Source organism: Streptomyces sp. NPDC043870 (assembly GCF_056435785.1).
Window position 1 is genome coordinate 160,402 of record NZ_JBWKDT010000007.1, and the last position, 23,414, is coordinate 183,815.

Consider the following 23,414-nt stretch of genomic DNA (forward strand, 5'->3'; position numbering starts at 1 on the left):
CCGCTTCACCCTTCGGCTTGCCGGTAAACGATGGTGGTGCTGCCCACGACGATCCGCGAGCCGTCGCGGAGCGTAGCGCGGGTGGTGTGCTGCCCGTCTACCACGATGCCGTTGGTAGACCCGAGATCCTGGATCGTCGAGGGCGTTCCGGTCCGGATCTCACAGTGCCGGCGCGATACGCCGGGGTCGTCGATCCGCACGTCGGCGTCGGTGCTGCGGCCCAGCACCATCGTCGGGCGGGAGATCTGGTGGCGGTTGCCGTTGATCTCGATCCAGCGGCGCACCTGGGTACCCGGCATCGGGCCAGGGGCCGCGGGACGGGCTGCCGTGGGCGCTGCCGGGCCGGGACGTCCCACGCCGGGCGGCGGGGCGGACGGCATGGGAGGCGCGCTCACGGGAGGGTAGCCGTAGCCGCCGCGTGCGCCGCCCTGCGGGGCGGGCGGACCGGCGGGAGCACGCTCGGGCGCCTGTGACGTACTCGACGCGAGCGTACGGCTGCGTACCCGGTACAGACCGGTGTCGAGGTCGTCGGCCTTCTCCAGATGGACCTTGATCGGGCCCATGAAGGTGTAGCGCTGCTGCTTGGCGTAGTCCCGGACCAGGCCGGAGAGCTCGTCGCCGAGCTGACCCGAGTACGGGCTGAGGCGCTCGTAGTCGGGCGCGCTCAGCTCCACGATGAAGTCGTTGGGGACGACGGTCCGGTCGCGGTTCCAGATGGTCGCGTTGTTGTCGCACTCGCGCTGGAGGGCGCCCGCGATCTCGACCGGCTGGACCTCGGACTTGAAGACCTTGGCGAAGGTGCCGTTGACCAGACCTTCGAGCCGCTGTTCAAAACGCTTCAGGACTCCCATGGGGCACCTCCTCCGTCGATGTCGTCCTGGTACTGCTTACTGATCGTATCCACGCGTCGGGAAATCGGCTGGTTCCCCTTGTCTGCCCCGTCGATGAGTGTCACCTCTCACACGGATCTCCACATGGATCGTAGAGGCGGCCTCCTGACAGTGTCCCGCACTCCCGGTGCACCACGGAGGAGCGGGGGGATGTGCACCCGGGAGGAGTGGCGGCGGCCGCGCTCCGTTCCTTGCCTTCGGTGCTTCCCCTTGTCTTCTCTTCCGCCTGGGCCGGGCCGAAACCGGCCGAGGCCAGGCGGAAGGAAAGGGATGTGAATCCACCCTCCGCACCGTGCTAATCTTCTGCATGTCGCCAGGCGCTCGCACCGAACAAGTGAGAGACACGGCGGCAACACCCAATGCGCGGGTGGCGGAATAGGCAGACGCGCTGGATTCAGGTTCCAGTGCCCGCAAGGGCGTGGGGGTTCAACTCCCCCCTCGCGCACCATGAGAAACCGATGAAACGGGTTCTCGCCAGAGACGAAAGTCCTGGTGAGGGCCCGTTTCTCGTTGTTCGGGGCGTTGCGGTCCAAGCTGAGGGCGGATTCAGGCGGTTTCTACGTGAACGAGTCCACACCGTGTCATATGTCACGATGCGGGCCGTGATCTTTGGGTGATCTTCAGCTGGTGCGGCTGGAGTTGATCAGGGGCCGACAGGCGCCGACGCGGGGCCACTCGGCCCAAGCGCCCGAGACGCCCGCCGGGACATGCTGGCCAGCGACCGGGCGATCGGGGAAGGGACGACGCCATGAAGGCACTCGTCTTCCATGGACCTGGACAGACGACCTGGCAGGATGCCCCGGATCCGGGCATCGAGGACGCCGCGGACGCGATTGTCCGCGTCGATGCGGTCACCATTTGCGGCACCGACCTGCACATCATCAAGGGAGATGTGCCCGAGGTCACCCCGGGAAGGATTCTCGGGCATGAGGCCGTGGGCGAGGTCGTGGAGACCGGGAGACGTCCGTACCGTCCGCCCCGGTGACCGGGTACTGGTGTCCTGCATAGCTGCGTGCGGGCGCTGCCGCTTCTGCCGGGAGAGCAGGTACGGGCAGTGCCGGGGCGGTGGCGGCTGGGTCCTGGGCCACCTGATCGACCGCACCCAGGCCGAATACGTACGCGTGCCCTTCGCCGACCTGTCCGTGCACCCGCTGCCCAGCGCCGTCGACAGCTACGACGCGGTCCTGCTGGCCGACATCTTCCCCACCGCATACGAGGTGGGCGTCCTGAACGGGAACGTCCGGCCCGGCGACAGCGTGGTCGTGGTCGGCGCCGGGCCGATCGGGCTCGCCACGACACGGCCCGCCTCTGCACCCCAGAGCAGATCATCGCCGTCGACCTCGCCGATTCCCGCCTGACCGCTGCCCGGGCCCTCGGCGCCGACGCGACGGTCAGCGCGGACGAAACCCCGGAAGAGCTGGTTGAGGACGTCACGAAGGACTCGGTGCCGATGTGGTCGTCGAAGCGGTCGGCGTGCCCGAGGCGTTCGACATGTGCACCCGCATGGTGCGCCCCGGAGGCCGCGTCGCCAACATCGGTGTCCACGGCAAGCCTGCGGTCCTGCACCTCGAAGACCTGTGGATCAAGGATGTGACGATCACGACCGGTCTCGTCACCCATCGCTTTGAGCCGGGGCAGATGGAGGAGGCGTACGACGTGTTCTCCCGAGCCGCCGAGACCGGCGCTCTCAAGGTGGTGCTCGGCGGCCCCCCGCACAACGCTGTCACCCGACCTGACCAGCTGCGCCTGCCTGGCCACCACGAGGGGAAGTGAGCAAGATGCCGCAGTCGGCAACCGGACGCTCCGGCGCAGGGGCCGTGCACGGTCAGCGCGGTGACATCGGACGCCGCGTGGCGGCCCGCCGCGAGGAGCTCGGGCTGTCCCGTGAGGAGCTGGCCGCGCGCAGCGGCGCCGCTGCCGCCTACATCACCTACGTCGAGGAGCGGTCGTCCACACCCGGCATCGGAATCATGCTCCGCCTCGCCGACGCCCTGGAGACCACGGTCCCCGAACTCACCGGAGCCACGGCCGATCAGCCGCCGGGCAGGACCTCCGGCCCGCGCAACACGGAACTGCTCGAACTCGGCGACGAGGAATGCCGGGACCTGCTGTCCACGCACGGCGTGGGGAGAGTAGCCGTCGTCACGCCCGAAGGACCGGCCGTCGTGCCGGTCAACTACCTTTTCGCCGGGGGTGAGATCGCCTTCCGTACGGCTCCGCATACGGTGCCCGCTTCCGCTGTGGGAGCCGAAGTGGCCTTCGAGGTCGACCACATCGACGATGCGTTCAGCCAGGGCTGGAGTGTCCTCGTCGTCGGGCCGGCGCGCGCTGTCACCGACGGCGACGCCGTGCGGCGGCTCGAGGCCGAAGCCCGCAGCCTTCCCTGGGCCGGTGGACAGCGCGAGATGTGGGTGACGGTGACTCCCACGCGCATCACCGGCCGCCGGGTGACGAACCCACAGGCGGGTCCGCCGTCCTCCACCGGACGCCCATCGCAGTGAGCACCGGCATGGTCCTGGCGAGCCCGAGCCCGAGCCCGAGCCCGAGCCCGAGCCCGAGCCCGAGCCCGAACCTGAGACCGAGCCTGAGATCGAGACCGAGCCCGAGACCGAGCCCGAGCCCGAGACCGAGATCGAGACCGAGATCGAGACCGAGATCGAGACCGAGGCCTGGGCAGGTCCGAGGACGGATCGCGGGAGTCGGCCGGCCGGGGCAGGCCTCACTCCGTTCGCTGCGTGCTGCGGGCCGTCACACGATGTCGAGGACGTCGGTCACCGGCCTGCGCGGAGTCGCGGGACCCTCCGGCCCGTACCCGAGGCGGATCACCATCTGAACGTGACCCATCGGCACCTGGGTCGCGCACAGCCCAGCGCAGCTCGGGCCATTCCAATGCCTGGGAGGTCAGCGATGTGACCAGGCCGTCCTGGGTGGCCTGAAGCAGCACCCTTTCCATCGCCTGGCCGGCCCGCAGCCAGTCGACCGGCTTGTCGCCGGTGGTGCCCAGCAGCGCGAGACAGGGCCACTTCTCGAACGTCGCCGCCTCCCGGCCGGGAACCGGTCGCCCGCCGGCGAAGTCCCGCACCGGGGACGTGACGTCCCGTTGCCGAGGGCCGAACGCGTAGGCGGGAATTCCCCCATTGCGCGAGTCGTCCTCTTCCGTTCCCGTGCCGGTCCACCGGGCCAGCTCCTCCCGGGCCTCGGGGTCGAGCGCCTCGCGCCCCTCGGCGTCGTGAACCAGGTCGAGCACCTCTCGCACATGCCAGGCCTCGGGAACGTGCAGCCGGGCGCCTTCGAGGAGTGCCGCGCCGCGCAGCCCGTCCAGCACTTCCGCCGGGATCTCCTCGCCGGTGAAGGGGAAGCGGCTGGTGTGCCGACGGCGGATCGCCGGGTGGAGGCCGGCGAGATCGTCGTCCGGGCGCCTGGGCAGGTCGAGGCGGACCTCGGCGAGCAGCCAGGGATCGGCGAGATCGGGGAGCAGCGTGGTGACCGGATCCCTGCCTGCGTGAGCGACGGCCACGCGCAGATTGAGAATGGCGGCGCCGCACCCGAGGTGCAGGGCACGATGCGCCGGGTCGGTTTTCGGCAGCGTGCGTTCCAGGTCGGCGTGCAGCTGCAGTGAACCCTTGTCCCGCAGGAAGCGGAATCTCCACGGCTGGGCGGGGTGCATGGACGGAGCCGCCGTGGCGTCCTCGACGAGGGCTGTCACGGAGGCCGCGTCGATCGGTGTCAGGGACACAAGATCCTCCGGTGGCGGATGGTGCATGGACGACGCCCGCGGCTGGTGCGGACGGTCAAGCACGTTGCTGTGGCTGATCACTCCGATCCGCAGGGGGTGATCCCCGGATGGCACTCACCCGGGCTCGACGATCACGGCAGGGTGGACATCAGCAGCCCCTCCGCTGTGCTCGGGCCGCCTCGGCAGCACTGCGCTCCCTCGCTCCCTCATGGCTTTCCGGTGCCTTTCCGGTGCCTTTCCGGCCTGCCGGTCAAGCCGCTCCCGATCACCAACGTGGAGCGTGCGGCGCCTCGCCGCAAAGGGACCTTCTGGCCCGCCGCGGACATCTTGTGGTTCTCACTCCGGCCACGTGCCGGTGACGCGGCGGCTGAGGTGAGTTCCGCTCTGTGGCACGCCTTCGCGAAGCTGGGGATCAATTCGAGGGGGGAGTTCACGCGGCTCGTCCTCCACCGCTCCACAGGGACGCCAGGTCCCGGGGCCGCCGCCCGCGGTCCTCGCCGGGCAGCCAGGGGCAAGTGACCGGACGGGCAACCGGGGATGCTCTCTCGCGGTCCGCCGGATCACGGTCGGAGACTGAGGCGCAAGGACCCCATCGCGCCGGTCATCCGCCCTCTGCCGGGGGCGGATGACCGGCGGTCGCCCCGCACAGCGCGGCCGACCGGTCGCCGCAGGTTCGGCGCGCCTGTGCGTGGCGCCACGACCTTCGTTGTTCGGGGGCGCTACGAAAGTGGGCCGCGGGCGGCGCCGGTTACTGTCTAGGGTGCGGGCGTGGACGCGTCATCGAACATATGGGCCGGGGTACGGGCAGGACTGCGGTGGCTTGCCCCGCCGGAGCTGTGGTCCCGGCGCAGGGTCGCGGGCGAGACCGTCCTCGCACTGCTCCTGGGGCTCATTGGCGCCGGGCTGGCCGATGTGCTGGGGGCTACCGGGCCGGCCGCGCTCGGCGAGGGCGCCGCGGTAGCCCTGCTGTCGCTGCTGCGGCGCAGGCTGCCGGCGAGCGTGCTGGCGGTGACCTCCGGGCTGGCGCCGGTGTGCTACGGGTTGCTGCCACTGATGTTGGTCGTCGGCTGGTCGGCCGGCCGGCGGATCGCGGGCGCGGGCCGGGCACTGATCGCGTTCAGCGTCGCGTACGCGCTCCACCTCGCCGTCACGCTCATCGACGAGTGGCCGCCGCACATCCCCGTGATCATCCTCCTGTTCACCACGCTCGGCTTCCTGGCGACGACGGTCGTGCCCGGTCTGGCCAGCCGCTACTGGACGCAGCGCAGGACCCTGCTGCAGACCCTTCAGGAGCGCAACGCCCAACTGCTCCGTGAACGCGCCATGGTGGCCGGGCAGGCGCGGCTGCGTGAGCGGCAGCGGATCGCTCAGGACATGCACGACAGCCTCGGGCATCAACTGGCGCTCATCTCCGTGCACACCGGCGCTCTGGAAGTCGACCGTGAGCTGACCTCCCACCAGCGGGAGGCAGTCGGGGTGCTCCGCGAGGCCTCGGTGACCGCGATGCACGAGCTGCGCGAGGTCGTAGGGATCCTCAGGGACGGGGTGGAGGCGCCCGCGCCCGTGGACGAGTCGGGGCGTGCCGCGCGCGGAACAGCCGGTATCGAAGGGCTTGTCGAGGCGGCTCGGGTCGCGGGCACCACAGTGGAGCTGCGGCGTACGGGAGAGGCCAGGCCGCTCGCGGCGGCAGCCGACCATGCGGCGTACCGCATCGCCCAGGAGGCACTCACCAACGCGTACAAGCATGCGCCCGGCGCTGCCATCACCGTGGAGCTGCGGTACGAGCCCGACTCCTTCGTCGTCGAGGTCGTCAACGAGCCTGCGTCCGCCGGTGGCGTGGGTGAGGTCGTCAGCGGCGGACAGGGGCTGACGGGCCTGCACGAGCGCGCTCGGCTGGTCGGCGGCATGGTGCACGCGGGGCCGGCCTCAGGTGGCGGCTTCCGGGTGGCGGGCGTGCTGCCCTACGGCGTCGTGGAGGCCGCGCGCCCCCTGGGTGCCGAGCCCTTCGTCGATCAGACGGACGACTTCCGGCAGCAGTCGGCGGCGGTCCCGCTCGGGAACGGTGTTCCGGTCATGGACTGGACCGTTTCGGAGAAGGAGTTGGCGATGGGCGGCAGGATCGGGACCCGGAGCAGGAGCGGCGGGATTGCGCTGGGGTGCGGCATCGCGGTGGCAGCTCTGGTGCTGCTGGTCGTGGTGGGTGTCCTGGGGGTGTTCTTCCTGATGGGCTCCATGAACGAGGCGATCATCGACCCCGGCAAGTACGAAGCGATCGAGGTCGGCACGTCCGAGAAGGCCGTACGCGACCAGCTGCCGAGCGGCGACTCGATCGCGACGGTGGGGCTGCACAACAAGGGGCCGAAGAAGCCGGAAGGATCGCGGTGCCTGGTGCTGATGTCGTCCGAGACGGGAGACAGCATGGAGGAGGAGCCGGTGTTCCGGTTCTGCTTCAAGGACGGCAAGCTGATCGAGAAGAAGTCGTACGACGTGAAGCGTTAGCGACGTGCAGTCGGCGACGTGGAGCGCCGGCGACGTGAAGTGTCGGCGATGTGAAGTGCTGGGCCGGCGCGCGGTCTTGGGCTTGGCTGTGGGGCCAGGGGTCGGGCCGTGGGCTGGGCAGCGAGGCGGTCCGCGGCCCGGGTAGTGAGCCGAGGCGTGCGCCCGGCAGAATGCCAGGCCCGGGCGCCGCGGTGTCGCCTCGGGTGGGAGCAAGTCCGAGGATGCAGAGGGAGTTCCTGTGACCGGTTCGCCGATCCGGGTCGTGATCGCCGACGACGAGCCGCTGATCCGGGCCGGTATCCGGATGATCCTCACCTCCGACCGGGAGATCGAAGTGGTGGCGGAGGCGGCGAACGGCCGCGAGGCCGTCGACCTGGCTCGGTCGCACAGTGCGGACGTGGTGCTGCTCGACATACAGATGCCGGTCATGGACGGTCTCACCGCCCTGCCGGAGCTGCGCAGAGCGGTGCCGGCGACACGGGTGATCATCCTGACGACCTTCGGCGAGCGGGAGAACGTGCTGCGGGCGCTGGAGCACGGCGGTGCCGGGTTCCTGCTCAAGGACACCGCGCCCGCGGAGCTGATCCGCGCGGTGCGCGCGGCCGCCGCCGGAGACGCCTATCTGTCGCCCGGCGCCACCCGGCATGTGGTGGACCAGCTGGCCTCGGGGCGGGTCGCGGCGCGTGGCGAGGAGGCCAGGGCGAGGGTGACGGCGCTGAGTGACCGGGAGCGGGACGTGCTGGCGCTGCTCGGAGAGGGGCTGTCCAACGCGGACGCGGGGCGGCGGCTGCATATGAGCGAGGCCACGGTGAAGACCTATGTGAGCCGGATCCTGGCCAAGCTGGAGTGCGAGAACAGGGTGCAGGCGGCGCTGCTGGCGCGGGACGCGGGGCTGTAGCGGCGCCGGGTTCGGCGCGGCCCTGGCTGCGGCGGCCACTGGCTGTGGCTGTGGCTGTGGCTGTGGCTGTGGGCGCGGCGCGGCGCGGCGTGGCGTGGGCGTGGCTGTGGCTTTGAGGCTGGGCCCGGCTCGGCCGGGGTGCGGACTCTTCGCCATACGCTGCGATGTTTCACGTGGAACATCGGCGGCGGAGGGGCGGGGAGGGGCGGGGACGACTGAGCCGCCCCCGCCTTAGCCGTCACGCGGCGAGTCGTGCCGCCAGTTCCTTGGCCTTCTGTACGGCCTCTTCGAACGCCTTGGTGCGGGACGCCTCTGCGAGCGGGATCAGCTGGGCCATCTCCGGCTTGGTCGGGGCGAGCGTCAGCTCGGGAACGATGAAGTCTACCTCGGCGCCGAGCATGCCGGTGAAGACCTTCTCCAGGTAGTTCTGGACGAACTCGAACTCTTCACGCGGAGTGCCGGGGGCGTACGAGCCGCCACGGCTGGCGACCACGGTGACCGGGGTGCCCGCCACCGGCCCGTCCGGGCCCGCGTTGTGGCCCACGATGATCACCTGGTCAAGCCACGCCTTGAGCGTGGAGGGGATCGTGAAGTTGTACATGGGCGCCCCGATCAGTACGGCGTCGGCAGCGGCGAGTTCGGCGGCGAGCTCGGCGCGGAGCGCGTTGCCCGCGCCTGCGGAGACCGCGGCGAAGTCCAGGTGGGGCAGCGGGTTCGCGGCCAGATCGCGGTAGACGACCGTGCCCTCCGGGTGCTCCTCCTGCCAGGCCTTCACAAAGGCGGCGGTGACGTCGCGCGATGCGGAGCCCTGGGGGAAGACGGCGGAGTCGAGGTGCAGCAGCGTGGCCATGAGTTTCTCCATGAGGGGGCGGGCGGCGACCGGAGGGCGCACCCGTGGATAAGTTCCGTGCGTAACTACGAATACCATAGGTACTTACTTTTTCTCACCCCCTCACGAGATGGCAGTACTCTGGCTCCATGGCTGAACACGGGGAGCACACGTGCAAGAAGGTCGACGGGGGGATCACGCGTGTCTTCGGGCTGTTCGGCAAGCGCTGGACCGGGCTCATCGTGGCTGTGCTGATGCAGCGGCCCGTGTACTTCGCGGAGCTGCGGCGGGCGATCCCGGGTATCAGTGAGCGCATGCTCTCCGACCGGCTGACCGAGCTCGGCGCGGCCGGGCTGGTCGTGCGGGAGGTCGACGAAGGGCCGCCCCTGCGCGTCGCCTACCGTCTGACGGAGGCCGGCGCGGCGCTGGAACCCGCGCTCAAGGAGCTGGGGCGGTGGGCGGAGGCGTATCTGCCGGACGGTGTCCGCGGCGGCGGAGCGTGCTGACCTGACCGGATGCGGCTCACGACCTGCTGGGGCGGGGTGCGCGCGAGGTTATCCACAGGGGGAGACGGCTGCCGGGCTGGACGGTACGGTCATGGGCAGTTGATGTTGTACGGCGACGGGGGAGGCGGTCCCGCCATGGGTGAGGTGGAAGCGGTCGTGCCGGTCCAGCGGACGGCTTCGGGAGACGTACGCGTTCCGGAGGTCCCTGGCTTCGCCCCGCGCATCGCGGGCACTGTGCCGGACTCGCCGAAGGAGGCCGGCAAGGCGTTGCGGGACCGGGTGCCGCGCTCGTCGCACGATTCGCTGGTGATGCCGGCGGGGCGGCCGGACGCGGTGCGGGCCGTGGAGGAATCCAGCCGCGGCCGGGTGCCCGAGCTTGCGCCGATCCGGGTGGGACGGATGGCCGCGACGCCCTTCGCCTTTCTGCGCGGCGCTGCCGGGCTGATGGCGCACGACCTGGTGGGCACGCCGGTCACCGGCGTCCCGGCGCAGATCTGCGGCGACGCGCACGCGGCGAACTTCGGCCTTTACGGCGACGCACGCGGACGCCTTGTGATCGACCTGAACGACTTCGACGAGACCGTGACCGGGCCGTGGGAGTGGGACCTCAAGCGGCTCGCCACCTCGATCGTGCTGGCGGGGCGCGAGGCGGGCGCCGACGAGGAGACCTGCCGCAAGGCCGCGTTCGACGTGGCCGGGGCGTACCGGCGGACCATGCGCCTGCTGGCCAAGCTCCCGGTCCTGGACGCGTGGAACGCGATCGCGGACGAGGAGCTCGTCTCCCACACGGACGCCCGGGACCTCCTCGGCACGCTGGAGCGGGTCTCGGAGAAGGCCCGCAGCAACACGAGCGCGCGGTTCGCCGCCAAGTCGACCGAGGCCGGGCCGGACGGGGGCCGCCGGTTTGTGGACGCCCCGCCCGTGCTGCGCCGGGTGCCGGACGCGGAGGCGGCCGCTGTCGCGTCGTCGCTCGGCTCGTATCTGGAGACCCTCTCCGAGGACCGGCTGCCGCTCCTCGCCCGGTACGCGATCCACGATGTGGCGTTCCGGGTCGTCGGCACCGGAAGTGTGGGGACCCGGTCCTATGTGGTGCTGCTGATAGACCACCGGGGCGAGCCCCTTGTGCTCCAGGTGAAGGAGGCGCGGGCGTCCGCTCTGCTGCCGTATCTGAAGGCCGCCGGCTTCGACGCATCCGAGGTGGAGCACGAGGGACGCCGCGTGGTGCTGGGGCAGAAGCGGATGCAGGTGGTCAGCGACATCCTGCTGGGCTGGACGACGGTGGAGGGCCGGCCCTTCCAGGTGCGGCAGTTCAGGAACCGCAAGGGCAGCGTCGACCCGGCAGCCCTCGCGGCCGACCATGTGGACGACTACGCACGCATGACGGGCGCGCTGCTGGCCCGCGCGCATGCGCACAGTGTCGATCCGCGGCTGGTCGCCGGCTACTGCGGGAAGAACGAAGAGCTGGACGAGGCCGTGGCGGGCTTCGCCGTGGTGTACGCGGACCGTACGGAAGCGGACCACGCGGAGCTGGTGGCGGCCGTACGCAGCGGTCGGATAGCCGCCGAGCTCGGGGTGTGACGGGCTTGAGGCCCGGCCGCCCGCCGGGGTGGCCGGGCCTCTGCCATACGCTGGGCAGGTGACCCAGGATGCTCCCGGGGGCCCGACGACCCGGAACGACGACGAGCAGGACGACCACCGCGTGGACGAGCAGAACGTGCAGGGCGCGCAGAACACGCAGGGTTCGCATGGCGAGCGGGATGCGTCGGCGGGTGGTGAGCGCCCCGAGGCACGGCTGGAGAAGGCCGTGCGCGCGGCGGAGCAGGCGCTGATCGAGTTCGAGATCGCGGTGGAGACCTTCCGGGTCGAGGTGGAGAACTTCTCCCGCCTGCACCACCAGAAGCTCGGCCCGATGTACTCCCGGCTGGACGAGCTGGACGCCCTGATCGCGGAGGCCCGCGCGGCAAGGAGCGGCGACCCGGAGGACCTGCGCAAGGCGCAGGAGGCACGGGCCATCGTGATGCCGATGCCCGGCGTCGAGGAGCTCTTCCACAGCTGGATCGATTCGGACGGCCTCTCGCCCGAGGCCGCCGCGATGCTGACCGACCGGGCCGTGCAGCCGCCGAAGCGGGTGCGGCCCACCGAGGAGGTGCGCAAGCTCTACCGTGAGCTCGCCCGCAAGGCCCACCCGGACCTGGCGCAGGACGAGAAGGAGCGGCAGCGCCGGGAGGAGTTCATCACCCGGGTGAACGCCGCGTACGGCCGAGGGGACGAGGCCCTGCTGCGGGAGCTGTCGCAGGAGTGGGATGCCGGACCGGTGCCGCAGGCGCCCCGGCTCAGCGAGAGCGAGGAGCTCTACGCCCGCCTTGAGTGGCTGGCGCAGCGCAAGGAGCTGCTGACCGTGGTCGCCCGGGAGCTGGAGGAGAGTGCGATCGGCGCGATGCTGCGGATGGCGCCCGACGACCCGGACCGGCTGCTGGAGGAGATCGCCGAGCAGCTGCTGGCGCAGGTCGCGGAGCGTGAGGCCGAGCTCGCCGGACTGGTGCAGTAGGTTTCCAGGGAGGTTCGTCTCGCGCCTCGCGCGTGCGGGCGGGCACGAGACAGCCACGACAGGTACGAGAGAAGGCCAGACCCATGAATTTCGCCCCACTGCCCTCGGTGGACGTCGCCTCCGTGCCGGCCGACGGTCTGGTGCTCGACGTCCGGGAGGACGACGAGTGGGCGGCCGGTCATGTCGAGGGTGCGCTGCACGTCCCGATCAGCGACTTCGTCGCCCGCTTCGGTGAGGTCACGGAGGCCGTGGCCGAGGGTCGGCGCGCCTATGTGATGTGCCGGGTCGGCGGCCGGTCCGCCCAGGTCACCCAGTATCTGGTCCAGCAGGGCATCGACGCTGTGAACATCGACGGCGGGATGCAGGCCTGGGACGCAGCCGGACGCCCGATGATCACGGAGGACGGCAGCCCGGCGTTCGTCCTGTAGCTCCGGCCTCCTGAGCGAGGGCTCTGGGGCGGCCGGGGCCGTCAGCCCAGGGGATGGGCGGCGAGCAGGTCGCCCAAGGCCTCCTCGTGGGCCGCGGCGGGACCGAGTGAGAGCTCCAGCTGCTTGGCCCAGGCGTGGTACCGGTGCAGGGGGTAGTCGGTGTCCGCGCCGAATCCGCCGTGCAGATGCTGCGCGGTCTGGACGACCCGGCGTACGCCTTCGGACGCCCAGATCTTGGCCACCGCCACATCGCCGGCGACGGGCAGCCCGCTCCCCGTCGCCGTGCCCTGCTCCTGGGAGACGCTCAGCCGCCAGGCGGCCTGCCAGAGGGTGGCCTCCATGGCGCGCAGATCGATATAGCGGTCGGCGGCCTGTACGGCGACGGCCTGGAAGGTCGCGACGGGGAAGCCGAACTGCTCGCGCTTGCCGGTGTATTCACTCGTCATCGCCAGCACGCGTTCACCAAGGCCGAGGGCGAGAGCACAGGTGCCGGTGGCGAGCAGCTCCCGCAGCCACTCCCAGGCTCCCTCGGCGTCGATCAGCTCGGTGCCGTCGATGCGTACGGCGTCGAGCCGGACTTCCGCGAACAGTTCGCCGTTGGTGGAGATCTGCTCGGCGAGACTGACCCCGTCCAGGCCGCGGGGGACCAGGGCGAGCACGGCGCGGCCGTCCTCGGCGTGGGCGGGCACCGCGATACGGTCCGCGCTCTGTGCCCAGGGCACCCCGGTCTGGACTCCGTCGAGGGTCCAGGCGGTGCCGTCGCCGGGCTCGCGGCGGGCGGTGACGGCACGCTCGGCGGGGTCGTGGCCGGTGCGGCCGTTGGCGCCGACGGTCAGCACCAGTTCGCCGCGGCCGACCCGGGGGAGAATGTCGGCGCTCAGCTCCGCGCTGCCGTAGCGCTCCACGGCCATCGCGACCGCGCTGGTCTCCAGAAGCGGCACTCGGGCCAGCACCTTCGCCGATTCGCGCAGCACCAGGCAGAGCGCGATGGGGTCCAGGCCCGCCCCGCCGTGCTCCGGCGCGAGCACCAGGCTCAGCAGGTCGGCGTCCGTGAGCCTGGCCCACAGCGGCCGGTCGAAGTCCTCGGCCACCGCGCCCTGGGTGAGCGCGGGGCTCGGCACTCCGTCGGGCGCGACGCCCGAGAAGACCGCCTGAGCCGCCTCGACGGCCGCCTGCTGCTCCTCGGTGAAGGTGAAGTCCACAGCCCTGTCCTCCCACGCACCGACATCTGACGGGTCGTCAAGATAGAACAGGTTCTATCGGAAGGGAATGGTGCCGACGGCGCGGAGCGGAACAGTGCTGTCAGCGGTCGAAGTCCAGCTCCACCTCGGACGTCACCGGATGCGACTGGCAGGCCAGCACATAGCCCGCCTCCGTCTCCTCCTGCTCCAGGGCGAAGTTGCGGTCCATTCGCACGTCTCCCGAGACCAGGAATGCCCGGCAGGTCCCGCACACCCCTCCCTTGCAGGCGTACGGCGCGTCGGAGCGGGCCCGGAGGACCGTCTCCAGCAGCGACTCCCCTTCCTGCACCGGCCATTTGCCCGAGCGGCCGTCCAGCGTCGCCGTCAGTGTGCTGTGCGCGGGCGCGGCGACGGGGGCCGGAGCCGGTGCGCTGTCCACATGGAAGATCTCCTCGTGGATACGGCTCCGGTCGACGTCCAGCCCGCGCAGCGCCCGCTCGGCGCCCTGGACCAGACCGAACGGCCCGCAGAGGAACCAGCCGTCCACCTCCGGTACCGGAAGCAGTGCGGGCAGCAGACCCGTCAGCCGCTCCTGGTCTAGCCGGCCGGACGGCAGACCCGCCTGCTGCTCTTCCCGGGAGAGCACCGTGACCAGCTGAAAACGGTCCGGGTAGCGGTCCTTGAGGTCGGCCACATCGTCCAGGAACATCGTCGAGGCCGCGGTGCGGTCGCTGCGGATCAGACAGAACCTGGCCTCCGGCTCCCGCGCCAGCAGCGTGGCCGCGATCGACAGTACCGGCGTGATTCCGCTGCCGCCGACGATCGCCGCGAAGTGCCCGGCGCGCGGCTCCAGGACGAACCGGCCCATCGGCTGCATGACCTCGACCGTGTCCCCGACCGAGAGCTCCTTGAGCGCGTACGTCGAGAACTCGCCGCCGTCGACCAGCCGGATACCCACGCGCAGCACGGGATCCTCGCCGGCAGGGGCGGCCGGCGCGCAGATCGAGTACGTGCGCCGGATCTCCTCGCCGTTCGCCCCCGTCCGGCGGATGGCGATGTGCTGGCCGGGAGTATGGCGGAAGGCGTCGCACAGATCGGCGGGGACCGCGAGGGTGACGGCCACCGAATCGTCCGTCAGTCGCTCGACCTCGCTGACCCGGAGCGGATGGAACATCTACAACTCCTTGAAGTGGTCGAACGGCTCGCGGCAGGCCGTACAGCGGCGCAGTGCCTTGCACGCGGTGGAGGAGAACCGGCTCAGCAGCTCCGTGTCGGTGGAGCCGCAGTGCGGGCAGCGCACGGTGAGCGTGAGTGGGACCGGCCCGTCCGTGCCGCCCGGGCGGGGCGGGGCTATCCCGAACTCCGCGAGCTTGCGCCGTCCCTCCGCGCTGATGTCGTCCGTCGACCAGGCGGGGGAGAGTACTTTGACCACCGACACTTCCGGTATGCCGTGGTCGTGCAGCACCCGCTCGATGTCCGAGGACATGGCCTCGATGGCGGGGCAGCCGGTGTACGTAGGGGTGAGCTCGACCTCGACCCTGCCGGGTCCGAGTACCTGCACTCCGCGGAGCACGCCGAGCTCCTCCAGAGTCAGCACGGGCAGCTCCGGGTCGGGCACGGACCCGGCCAGCCTGCGCAGCTCGGCCTCCAGCAGTGTGTCGGTCACCATGACGCCCCCGGGTGGCTGCGGTGCAGATGCTGCATCTCGGCCAGCATCCGCCCGAACGGCTCCGTGTGCAGTCCCTGCCGGCCGGCGCCCGCCGACCAGGCTCCGGTGTCCGCCGTGTCCGGCACGGTCAGCGTGGCGCGCTCCAGCACGGCGGTGACCGATTCCAGCCAGCCTGTCCGCAGCGCCTGCCAGTCCACCTCCAGGCCCTCCACCGGCTGGAACATCTCGCCGGTGAACCGCCACAGTGCGTCACAGGCCCGCTGCATCCGCTCATGGCTCTCGGCCGTGCCGTCGCCCAGCCGCAGGGTCCACTGCTCGGCGTGGTCCTGGTGGTAGGCGACTTCCTTGACCGCCTTCGCCGCCAGACCCGCGAATTCGCTGTCGCCCGTCGCGAGCGAGCCGAACAGCAGCCGCTGGAAGGTGGAGAAGTAGAGCTGGCGGGCGATCGTGTGGGCGAAGTCGCCGTTCGGCTGCTCGACCAGCTGGAGGTTGCGGAAGGCCCGCTCCTCGCGGAGGTAGGCCAGCTCGTCCTCGTCACCGACGAGCGAGAGCAGCGTCCGTGCCTGTCCCAGCAGGTCAAGGGCGATGTTGGCGAGGGCGACCTCTTCCTCCAGGACCGGGGCGTGCCCGGCCCACTCCCCCAGCCGGTGCGAGAGCACCAGCGCGTCGTCGCCCAGCGCGAGTGCGGCGGTCACAGGTGCTTCACTCCTTCCGGGATGTCGTAGAAGGTGGGGTGCCGGTACGGCTTGTCGGCGGACGGCTCGAAGAACGGGTCCTTCTCGTCCGGGGACGAAGCGGTGATCGCCGCGGAGGGCACCACCCAGATGGAGATGCCTTCATTGCGCCGGGTGTAGAGGTCGCGGGCATTGCGCAGGGCCATCTCGGCGTCCGGCGCGTGCAGGCTGCCCGCGTGGGTGTGGGACAGTCCGCGGCGGGAGCGCACGAACACCTCCCACAGGGGCCAGTCGGTCGAGCTGCTCATGCCGTCGCCTCCACCTGCGCCTCGTCGCGCTTCTCGTTCGACACGGTCTTCGCGGCATAGGCCGCGGCCGCTTCACGCACCCAGGCGCCTTCCTCGTGGGCCCGGCGCCGCTGGGTGATCCGCTGTTCGTTGCACGGGCCGTTGCCCTTCAGGACCTGCCAGAACTCGTCCCAGTCGATCGCGCCGAAGTCGTAGTGACCGCGCTCCTCGTTCCACCGCAGATCCGGGTCCGGCAGGGTCAGTCCCAGGGCCTCCGCCTGCGGGACGCAGATGTCGACGAAGCGCTGGCGCAGCTCGTCGTTCGAATGCCGCTTGATCTTCCAGGCCATGGACTGCGCCGAGTGGGCCGATGCGTCGTCCGGTGGGCCGAACATCATCAGGGATGGCCACCACCACCGGTCCACCGCGTCCTGTGCCATCTCGTGCTGCGCGGGAGTGCCCTGCGAGAGGGCGAGCAGCAGCTCGTACCCCTGGCGCTGGTGGAAGGACTCCTCCTTGCAGATCCGGACCATCGCGCGGGCGTACGGACCGTAGGAGCAGCGGCAGAGCGGCACCTGGTTGGTGATCGCGGCGCCGTCGACCAGCCAGCCGATGGCGCCGACGTCGGCCCAGGTCAGCGTCGGGTAGTTGAAGATCGACGAGTACTTCTGGCGGCCGGAGTGGAGCTTGTCCAGCAGCTCGTCGCGGCCGGCTCCCAGCGTCTCCGTGGCGCTGTACAGATACAGGCCGTGGCCCGCCTCGTCCTGCACCTTGGCCATGAGGATGGCCTTACGGCGCAAGGAGGGCGCGCGCGTGATCCAGTTCGCCTCGGGCTGCATGCCGATGATCTCGGAATGCGCGTGCTGCGCCATCTGGCGGATCAGCGATGCGCGGTACTCGTCGGGCATCCAGTCGCGCGGCTCGATGCGCTCGTCGGCGGCCACGGCGGCATCGAACCGCGCCTGGTGCGTCATAGCCGCAGTCGTCTCTGCAGTCACTGCCGTCATCGGGCCCCCTACCGACCGATCGTTCGGTTGAATGACTTCAATGGTGAGTCGACGGCCCGTAAGGTGTCAACCCTGTGGATAACCGCGGTGGACCAATGGGGATCGGGGCGGGATGGACTCGTACGACGACGAGGGCGCCAAGCGCGTCGAGGCGGCTTCGGCTGCCGGGTCCGGAGAGATACCCGAAACGGGCGGGACCGGCGGGACCACCGGGGCGGACGAGGCACGCGCCAGAGCCGGAATAGAGAGCCTCTCCCTCCCCTACCAGGTGGTGGCCGCGGTCGCCCTCGCGCTCGTCGGAGTCCTCGCGTGCATCCACCTGGCCATGGTCTTTCTGCACGTCGCGCCCTCGAACACCGTGACCAAGCAGCACGGTAAATTCGTCGACGGCTGGATCTACCCCGAGTTCGAACAGAACTGGAAGCTCTTCGCCCCCAACCCGCTGCAGCAGAACATCGCCGTGCAGGTGCGCGCCGAGGTCGCCGGCGATGACGGCAGCCACAGGACCACCAGATGGATCGACCTCTCGGCCGAGGACGGCGAGGCGATCCGCGGCAATCTCCTCCCCAGCCATGTCAACCAGAACGAGCTGCGCCGCGGCTGGGACTTCTACGCCAACTCCCACACCGACGACAACAAGCCCAACGGTCTGCGTGGTCAGCTCTCCGAGCGATACATCCGCCGCATCGTGATGCTGCGCCTGGAGAACCATCGCCTCGGCGGCCGCGTCGAGCGCATCCAGCTCCGCTCCGCCACGCGCTCCGTGCACGCACCGGTGTGGAGCGAGGAGAAGACGGACACCCGGCCGTTCTACCGGGTGCTCCCCTGGTGGACGGTGACCTCCGCGGACCTGCCACTCGGCGCGCGGAACAGCACGGCGGCAGGCACCGGCAGTACGGAGGCGGGCAAGTGACCCAGACCCTCGACCGCAGGCTGGCAGGTGCCATCCAGCGCGTGACATCGACGGCCCTCGGCCCGTACCAGAGCGCCGTCGTACGCATCGGCTTCTCCGCCACCTGGGTGTTCTTCCTGCTGCGCGAGTTCCCCCACCGCCGGGAGCTCTACGGACCCGACGGCCCGTGGGGCTGGGACATGGCCCAGCAGCTGATCGCCGGCAACCACGCCTTCACCGCGCTGATGTGGTCCGACAGCGTGGTCTGGTTCGAGGCCGTGTACGCCCTCGCCGTGCTCTCCAGCGCGCTGCTGATGCTCGGCTGGCGCACCCGCGCCATGTCGGTCCTGTTCATGGTCGGTGTGCTTTCGCTGCAGAACCGGTCCATCTTCATGGGCGACGGCGGCGACAACGTGATCCATCTGATGGCGATCTACCTGGTCTTCACCCGCTGTGGTCAGGTGTGGTCCCTGGACTCCCGGCGCTCGGCGCGGGGTGCGGCACGGGACTGGGCCGGGCCGGTGCTGTGGTCGGGCCTCGGTGTACTTCTCGCCGTGGGGACGGTCCTGGACCGGATCGGCGGCGAGTGCTGGATTCCCCTCCTGCTCTGGGGGGTGTGGGTCTTCCACGGTGTCTGGTGGGCGGTCAGTCGTCACGCGCCGCAGAGCGAGCCGCGAAGGCTGCTCGACGTCCTCGCCAACCTCATCCACAATGCAGCGCTCGTGGTGATCATGGCCGAGGTCTGTCTGATCTACGCCACGGCTGGCTGGTACAAGATCCAGGGCTCGCGCTGGCAGGACGGCAGCGCCCTGTACTACCCGCTCAAGCTCGACTACTTCACGCCGTGGCCCGCACTCTCCGACATCCTGGGTGCCAGCGGTCTGATCGTCATGGTGCTGACGTACGGCACGGTCATCGTGCAGGTCGCCTTCCCGTTCACGCTGTTCAACCGGAAGGTCAAGAACGTCCTGCTGGTGGCGATGATGCTGGAGCACGCCGGAATCGCCCTGCTGCTCGGTCTGCCGTTCTTCTCGCTCGCCATGATCGCCGCCGACTCGGTCTTCCTGCCGACCTCCTTCCTGCGCCGGCTCGGGGGCTGGGTGGCACGGGGCCGGGACCGCGTGCTCTCCCGTCCGGTACACGTCCCCGGGCAGCGCGGCGCGCCGGAAGACCAGGACACCCGTACCCTCGTCGGGTGAGCAGCGTGACCCAGGAACCCGTTCAGTACGACGACGGCTACGGCCCCGAGATCGGCGTCGGCCCCCATCCGCGCCCCTGGCCGGAAGACGGCCACTACGACCCCGAGCTGCTCGCCGACGGGGACCGGCGCAATGTCGTCGACCGGTACCGGTACTGGACGCGGGAGGCGATCGTCGCCGATCTGGACACCCGGCGGCATGACTTCCATGTGGCCGTGGAGAACTGGGGCCACGACTTCAACATCGGCTCCGTCGTCCGGACGGCCAACGCCTTCCTGGCGAAGGAGATCCACATCGTGGGGCGGCGGCGCTGGAACCGGCGCGGTGCGATGGTCACCGACCGGTACCAGCACGTACGTCACCACCCGGACACGGAGTCGCTGACCGCCTGGGCGGAAGCCGAGCGGCTGCCGATCATCGGGATCGACAATCTGCCGGGTGCCGTACCGCTGGAGCGGACCGTGCTGCCCAGGCGGTGTCTGCTCCTCTTCGGACAGGAGGGCCCCGGTCTGACCGAAGAGGCGCGCGAGCACGCCTCGATGGTGTGCTCGATCGCCCAGTTCGGCTCGACCCGCTCGATCAACGCGGGGGCGGCCGCCGCGATCGCGATGCACGCATGGGTGCAGCGTTACGCGGACGTGCCGCCGGCGCTGTAGATCCTGCGGTACATCCTGCGGCGTCCGGGGCGGGGATTCTCTCCTTTGCCCCGAGCGCCCTCATGTCTGGGGACTTCGCCCCGGAACCCCGCGCTCCGGCGTCCCCTGTGCCCTGCGGGGTGCAGGGGACGCCCAGCGCAGCGGGCGCTCCCAGGCGCCGGCCGCGGTTCGCGGGGTCATGCCTGGCGGCGGACCTCCACCACACGGAAGCGGTTGGAGACGAAGGCGCCGTCGCACAGCGCCGCGTTCGACGCCGGGTTGCCGCCGGAACCGTGGAAGTCGGAGAAGGCCGCCGTCTGGTTCACATAGACCCCGCCCGTCAGGTTCAGCGAGAGCTGCGCGGACTCCTCCAGGCAGACCTCCTCGACCGCCCGCTCGGTCTCCGACGAGGTCGTGTAGGCGCCGACGGTCATCGCGCCCTTGTCGCGCACCGTGCGGCGCAGCAGCTCCACCGCGTCGGCCGTCGAGTCGACCGCGACCGCGAAGGACACCGGGCCGAAGCACTCCGACATGTACGACGCCTCGTCGTCGGGCTTGGCGCCGTCCAGCTTCACGATCACCGGCGTGCGCACCACGGCGTCCGGGAACTCGGGGTTGACGACCTCGCGTGAGGGCAGGGCCACCTCGCCCAGACCGGCCGCCTCTTCCAGCCGGGCCTTCACATCGGGGTTGACCAGGGCGCCCAGCAGCGCGTTCGCCCTGGCGTCGTCGCCGAGCAGGCCGCCCACCGAGGCGGCGAGGTCGGCGACCACCTCGTCGTACGACTTCCGGCCGTCGTCCGTGGCGATGCCGTCGCGCGGGATCAGCAGATTCTGCGGGGTGGTGCACATCTGGCCGCTGTACAAGGAGAGGGAGAAGGCCAGGTTGGCCAGCATTCCCTTGTAGTTGTCGGTGGAGTCGACCACCACCGTGTTGACACCGGCCTTCTCGGTGTAGACCTGCGCCTGGCGGGCGTTGGTCTCCAGCCAGTCTCCGAAGGCGGTGGAGCCCGTGTAGTCGATGATCTTGATCTCGGGGCGGACGGCGAGGGTCTTCGCGATGCCTTCACCCGGGCGCTCGGCGGCCAGTGCCACCAGGTTGGGATCGAAGCCCGCCTCGCCGAGCACGTCGCGCGCGACCCGCACGGTCAGTGCCAGGGGCAGGACCGCGCGAGGGTGCGGCTTGACCAGGACCGGGTTGCCGGTGGCCAGAGAGGCGAACAGGCCCGGATATCCGTTCCACGTCGGGAACGTGTTGCAGCCGATCAGGAGCGAGATGCCGCGCGGCGCGGCGGTGAAGACCTTCCGCAGCTCCAGGGGGTCGCGCTTGCCCTGGGGCTTGGACCAGTCGGCCGCCTGCGGGGTGCGCGTCTGCTCCTCGTAGGCGTACGCCACAGCCTCCAGACCACGGTCCTGGGCGTGCGGGCCGCCCGCCTGGAACGCCATCATGAAGGCCTGGCCGCTCGTGTGCATGACAGCATGCGCGAACTCGTGCGTGCGCGCGCTGATCCGCGACAGGATCTCCAGGCAGACCAGGGCGCGGGTCTCGGGGCCCGCCTCGCGCCAGGCCGCCATGCCCGCGCGCATCGCGGGCAGCAGGACGTCGATGTCCGGGTGCGGATACTCGATGCCGAGCTCCGGGCCGTACGGCGACACTTCGCCGCCGGTCCAGCCGTCGGTGCCGGGCTGGTCGAGCTCGAAACGGGTGCCGAGCAGGGCCTGGTACGCCGCGAGGCCGTCTGAGGCGCTCTGGGAGCCCGCCTCGCCGTACGCCTTCGGATGCTCAGGATGCGGCGACCAGTACGCCCGCGAGCGGATCGCTTCGAGGGCCTGGTCGAGCGTCGGCCGGTGGGTCTCGGTCAGCTGCATGGAAGACCAACTCCTCGGTGAGCTGGGCAGGGGAACGCGGACAGAGTTAGAGTAACCGAACGATCGGTCGGGACAAGGGGGGTCCGCGGAACCTGTGGACAAGTCGTAGGGGAGGATCACAGCCATGACCGTCACCGATGCCACCACTGGCACCAGCGGCACCAACGCCATCGCGCCGAGTCGTACCGTCGCCGTCGTCGGCGCCGGGACCATGGGCCAGGGCATCGCGCAGGTCGCGCTGCTGGCCGGCCATCGTGTGCGCCTCTACGACGTCGTCCCCGACCAGGTGGAAGCGGCCGCCGGCGCGATCCTCGCCCGACTGGAGCGGCTGGTCGCAAAGGGGCGCCTGGCCGATGACGCGCGCGGCGCGGCGGCGCTCCGGCTGGAGCGGACGACCGACCTCGCGCAGCTCGCCGACAGTGCGCTCGTCATCGAGGCGATCGTCGAGCAGCTCCCCGTCAAGCAGGAGCTCTTCGGCGCACTGGAGAACATCGTCGCCGACGACTGCATCCTCGCCACCAACACCTCCTCCCTCTCCGTCACGGCCATCGCGGGCGCCCTGCGCCGCCCCGGCCGATTCGTCGGACTGCACTTCTTCAATCCCGCCCCGCTGCTCCCCCTGGTCGAGGTCGTCAGTGGCTTCGCCACCGACGCGGACGTGGGCACGCGCGCGTACGCGACGGCGAAGGCCTGGGGGAAGACCCCGGTGCGCTGCACCGACACCCCGGGATTCATCGTCAACCGCATAGCCAGGCCCTTCTACGCGGAGGCCTTCGCCGTCTACGAGGAGCGCGGCGCGGATCCCGCCACCATCGATGCGGTCCTGCGCGAGTGCGGCGGCTTCAAGATGGGCGCGTTCGAGCTGACCGACCTGATCGGCCAGGACGTCAACGAGGCGGTCACCCGCTCCGTGTGGGAGTCGTTCTTCCAGAGCGCGAAGTTCACGCCCTCCCTGGCCCAGCGCCGCCTGGTGGAGTCGGGCCGCCTCGGCCGCAAGTCGGGCCGGGGCTGGTTCTCGTACGAGGACGGGGCCGAGCGTCCCGAGCCGCACACCGCTCCGGCGACCGAGCCGCCCTCGCACATCACCGTCGAGGGCGACCTGGGCCCGGCCGGGGAGCTGATCGCGATGTGCCGCGAGGCCGGCATCGCCGTGCGCGAGGAGGAGGAAGACCGGGGGACCCGCATCCTGCTGCCGAGCGGCGGGCAGCTGGCGCTCGCCGACGGTCAGACGTCCGCCGAGTTCCGCGATGTCGTCTACTTCGACCTGGCGCTCGACTACCGGGCGGCGACCCGGATCGCGCTGTCCGCGTCCGAGGTCACCGAGTGGGAGACGCTCCGGCAGTCGATCGGCCTGTTCCAGGCTCTCGGCAAGAGCGTCAGTGTCATCGGCGACGTACCGGGCATGATCGTCGCGCGTACGGTCGCGATGCTGGTGGACGTGGCGGCCGACGCCGTCGCCAAGGGTGTCGCGTCCGCCGAGGACATCGACACGGCGATGCGGCTCGGCGTCAACTACCCGATCGGCCCGGTCGAATGGGGCCGCAGGCTCGGCCGCGCCTGGGCGCACGAGCTGCTCGACGAACTCCACGCGCGCGTGCCCACCGGCCGCTATGCGCCGTCCCTGGGGCTCTACCGCCAGACGTACGTCGAGATGAAGGGCGAGTAGGT

The 23,414-nt window shown here is 70.6% G+C and carries 21 protein-coding genes, 1 tRNA gene and 1 pseudogene; 13 read left to right on the forward strand and 10 right to left on the reverse strand.

Translation table 11 applies throughout. The features are described 5' to 3' along the window. Positions 1-5: 5 nt before the first annotated feature. Positions 6-851, reverse strand: coding sequence for an FhaA domain-containing protein (locus AC0699_RS12190; RefSeq protein ID WP_478658875.1), 846 nt, complete (start codon positions 849-851; stop codon positions 6-8). Positions 852-1,251: 400 nt separating this feature from the next. On the opposite strand from AC0699_RS12190, the gene AC0699_RS12195 reads away from it, so the two are divergent. The 3 genes and pseudogenes from AC0699_RS12195 (at position 1,252) to AC0699_RS12205 (ending at position 3,391) form a co-directional block, all read left to right on the forward strand. Then, a tRNA-Leu gene (locus AC0699_RS12195) sits at positions 1,252-1,338 on the forward strand. 300 nt (positions 1,339-1,638) lie between these two features. Beyond that, a pseudogene (locus AC0699_RS12200) lies at positions 1,639-2,663 on the forward strand (alcohol dehydrogenase catalytic domain-containing protein). 5 nt (positions 2,664-2,668) lie between these two features. Continuing rightward, on the forward strand, positions 2,669-3,391 hold the full coding sequence (locus AC0699_RS12205) for a helix-turn-helix domain-containing protein (protein WP_478658878.1): 723 nt from the start codon (positions 2,669-2,671) through the stop codon (positions 3,389-3,391). 218 nt (positions 3,392-3,609) lie between these two features. Here AC0699_RS12205 and AC0699_RS12210 read toward each other — a convergent pair whose 3' ends face one another. Beyond that, positions 3,610-4,626, reverse strand: a complete 1,017-nt coding sequence (locus tag AC0699_RS12210; protein ID WP_478658881.1) for an Acg family FMN-binding oxidoreductase — start codon at positions 4,624-4,626, stop codon at positions 3,610-3,612. 768 nt (positions 4,627-5,394) lie between these two features. Here AC0699_RS12210 and AC0699_RS12215 point away from each other — a divergent pair. Together AC0699_RS12215 and AC0699_RS12220 are read left to right on the forward strand one after the other, a co-directional pair. Then, positions 5,395-7,125: a sensor histidine kinase gene (locus AC0699_RS12215; RefSeq protein ID WP_478658883.1), complete on the forward strand. Its 1,731-nt coding sequence runs from the start codon at positions 5,395-5,397 to the stop codon at positions 7,123-7,125. Between the two features lie 238 nt (positions 7,126-7,363). Continuing rightward, on the forward strand, positions 7,364-8,023 hold the full coding sequence (locus AC0699_RS12220; protein ID WP_478658885.1) for a response regulator transcription factor: 660 nt from the start codon (positions 7,364-7,366) through the stop codon (positions 8,021-8,023). 238 nt (positions 8,024-8,261) lie between these two features. Here AC0699_RS12220 and AC0699_RS12225 read toward each other — a convergent pair whose 3' ends face one another. Continuing rightward, positions 8,262-8,873 (reverse strand): FMN-dependent NADH-azoreductase, encoded by a 612-nt coding sequence (locus AC0699_RS12225; RefSeq protein WP_478658888.1) that lies wholly within the window; start codon positions 8,871-8,873, stop codon positions 8,262-8,264. Between the two features lie 128 nt (positions 8,874-9,001). On the opposite strand from AC0699_RS12225, the gene AC0699_RS12230 reads away from it, so the two are divergent. The 4 genes from AC0699_RS12230 to AC0699_RS12245 all read left to right on the forward strand — a co-directional run bounded on the left by AC0699_RS12230 (position 9,002) and on the right by AC0699_RS12245 (position 12,334). Then, positions 9,002-9,358, forward strand: coding sequence for a winged helix-turn-helix transcriptional regulator (locus AC0699_RS12230; protein WP_453658576.1), 357 nt, complete (start codon positions 9,002-9,004; stop codon positions 9,356-9,358). A gap of 135 nt (positions 9,359-9,493) precedes the next feature. After that, the gene (locus AC0699_RS12235) at positions 9,494-10,936 is read left to right on the forward strand and encodes a DUF2252 domain-containing protein (protein WP_478658891.1); all 1,443 of its coding nucleotides are present in this window, start codon (positions 9,494-9,496) and stop codon (positions 10,934-10,936) included. 58 nt (positions 10,937-10,994) lie between these two features. Next, entirely contained in the window at positions 10,995-11,906 is a 912-nt protein-coding gene (locus AC0699_RS12240; protein WP_478658894.1) for a J domain-containing protein, read from the forward strand. A gap of 83 nt (positions 11,907-11,989) precedes the next feature. Continuing rightward, on the forward strand, positions 11,990-12,334 hold the full coding sequence (locus AC0699_RS12245; protein WP_469768194.1) for a rhodanese-like domain-containing protein: 345 nt from the start codon (positions 11,990-11,992) through the stop codon (positions 12,332-12,334). Between the two features lie 41 nt (positions 12,335-12,375). Here the strand turns inward: AC0699_RS12245 and AC0699_RS12250 are convergent, their stop codons facing one another. From AC0699_RS12250 to paaA, 6 genes are all read right to left on the reverse strand, one after another. Continuing rightward, a complete protein-coding gene (locus AC0699_RS12250) occupies positions 12,376-13,536 on the reverse strand; it encodes an acyl-CoA dehydrogenase family protein (protein WP_478658897.1) in 1,161 nt (386 codons plus the stop codon). Between the two features lie 100 nt (positions 13,537-13,636). Continuing rightward, positions 13,637-14,689 (reverse strand): 2Fe-2S iron-sulfur cluster-binding protein, encoded by a 1,053-nt coding sequence (locus AC0699_RS12255; protein WP_478658899.1) that lies wholly within the window; start codon positions 14,687-14,689, stop codon positions 13,637-13,639. Then, positions 14,690-15,184: a 1,2-phenylacetyl-CoA epoxidase subunit PaaD gene (paaD, locus tag AC0699_RS12260; RefSeq protein WP_478658901.1), complete on the reverse strand. Its 495-nt coding sequence runs from the start codon at positions 15,182-15,184 to the stop codon at positions 14,690-14,692. After that, positions 15,178-15,879 carry a 1,2-phenylacetyl-CoA epoxidase subunit PaaC gene (paaC, locus tag AC0699_RS12265; protein WP_478658903.1) on the reverse strand — a complete coding sequence of 234 codons (702 nt, stop codon included), beginning with the start codon at positions 15,877-15,879 and terminating at the stop codon, positions 15,178-15,180. Before paaC ends, paaD begins: the two co-directional genes overlap by 7 nt. Next, the gene (paaB, locus tag AC0699_RS12270) at positions 15,876-16,166 is read right to left on the reverse strand and encodes a 1,2-phenylacetyl-CoA epoxidase subunit PaaB (RefSeq protein WP_453658568.1); all 291 of its coding nucleotides are present in this window, start codon (positions 16,164-16,166) and stop codon (positions 15,876-15,878) included. Before paaB ends, paaC begins: the two co-directional genes overlap by 4 nt. After that, a complete protein-coding gene (gene paaA, locus AC0699_RS12275) occupies positions 16,163-17,152 on the reverse strand; it encodes a 1,2-phenylacetyl-CoA epoxidase subunit PaaA (RefSeq protein ID WP_478658906.1) in 990 nt (329 codons plus the stop codon). The genes paaB and paaA overlap by 4 nt, the downstream gene beginning before the upstream one ends. Before the next feature lie 112 nt (positions 17,153-17,264). Between paaA and AC0699_RS12280 the strand changes: the two genes are divergently transcribed. The 3 genes from AC0699_RS12280 to AC0699_RS12290 are packed head-to-tail and all read left to right on the forward strand — an operon-like array spanning position 17,265 to position 19,899. Further along, positions 17,265-18,065, forward strand: a complete 801-nt coding sequence (locus tag AC0699_RS12280) for a DUF5819 family protein (RefSeq protein ID WP_478658909.1) — start codon at positions 17,265-17,267, stop codon at positions 18,063-18,065. After that, a complete protein-coding gene (locus AC0699_RS12285; protein WP_478658912.1) occupies positions 18,062-19,243 on the forward strand; it encodes an HTTM domain-containing protein in 1,182 nt (393 codons plus the stop codon). Before AC0699_RS12280 ends, AC0699_RS12285 begins: the two co-directional genes overlap by 4 nt. Beyond that, positions 19,240-19,899, forward strand: a complete 660-nt coding sequence (locus tag AC0699_RS12290) for a TrmH family RNA methyltransferase (protein ID WP_478658915.1) — start codon at positions 19,240-19,242, stop codon at positions 19,897-19,899. The genes AC0699_RS12285 and AC0699_RS12290 overlap by 4 nt, the downstream gene beginning before the upstream one ends. A 176-nt stretch (positions 19,900-20,075) precedes the next feature. On the opposite strand, the gene paaN is transcribed toward AC0699_RS12290, so the two are convergent. After that, entirely contained in the window at positions 20,076-21,746 is a 1,671-nt protein-coding gene (gene paaN, locus AC0699_RS12295) for a phenylacetic acid degradation protein PaaN (protein ID WP_478658918.1), read from the reverse strand. Between the two features lie 124 nt (positions 21,747-21,870). Here paaN and AC0699_RS12300 point away from each other — a divergent pair, with 124 nt between their 5' ends. Further along, complete coding sequence (locus AC0699_RS12300; RefSeq protein ID WP_478658921.1) at positions 21,871-23,412, forward strand: 3-hydroxyacyl-CoA dehydrogenase; 1,542 nt, start codon at positions 21,871-21,873, stop codon at positions 23,410-23,412. Positions 23,413-23,414 lie beyond the last annotated feature (2 nt).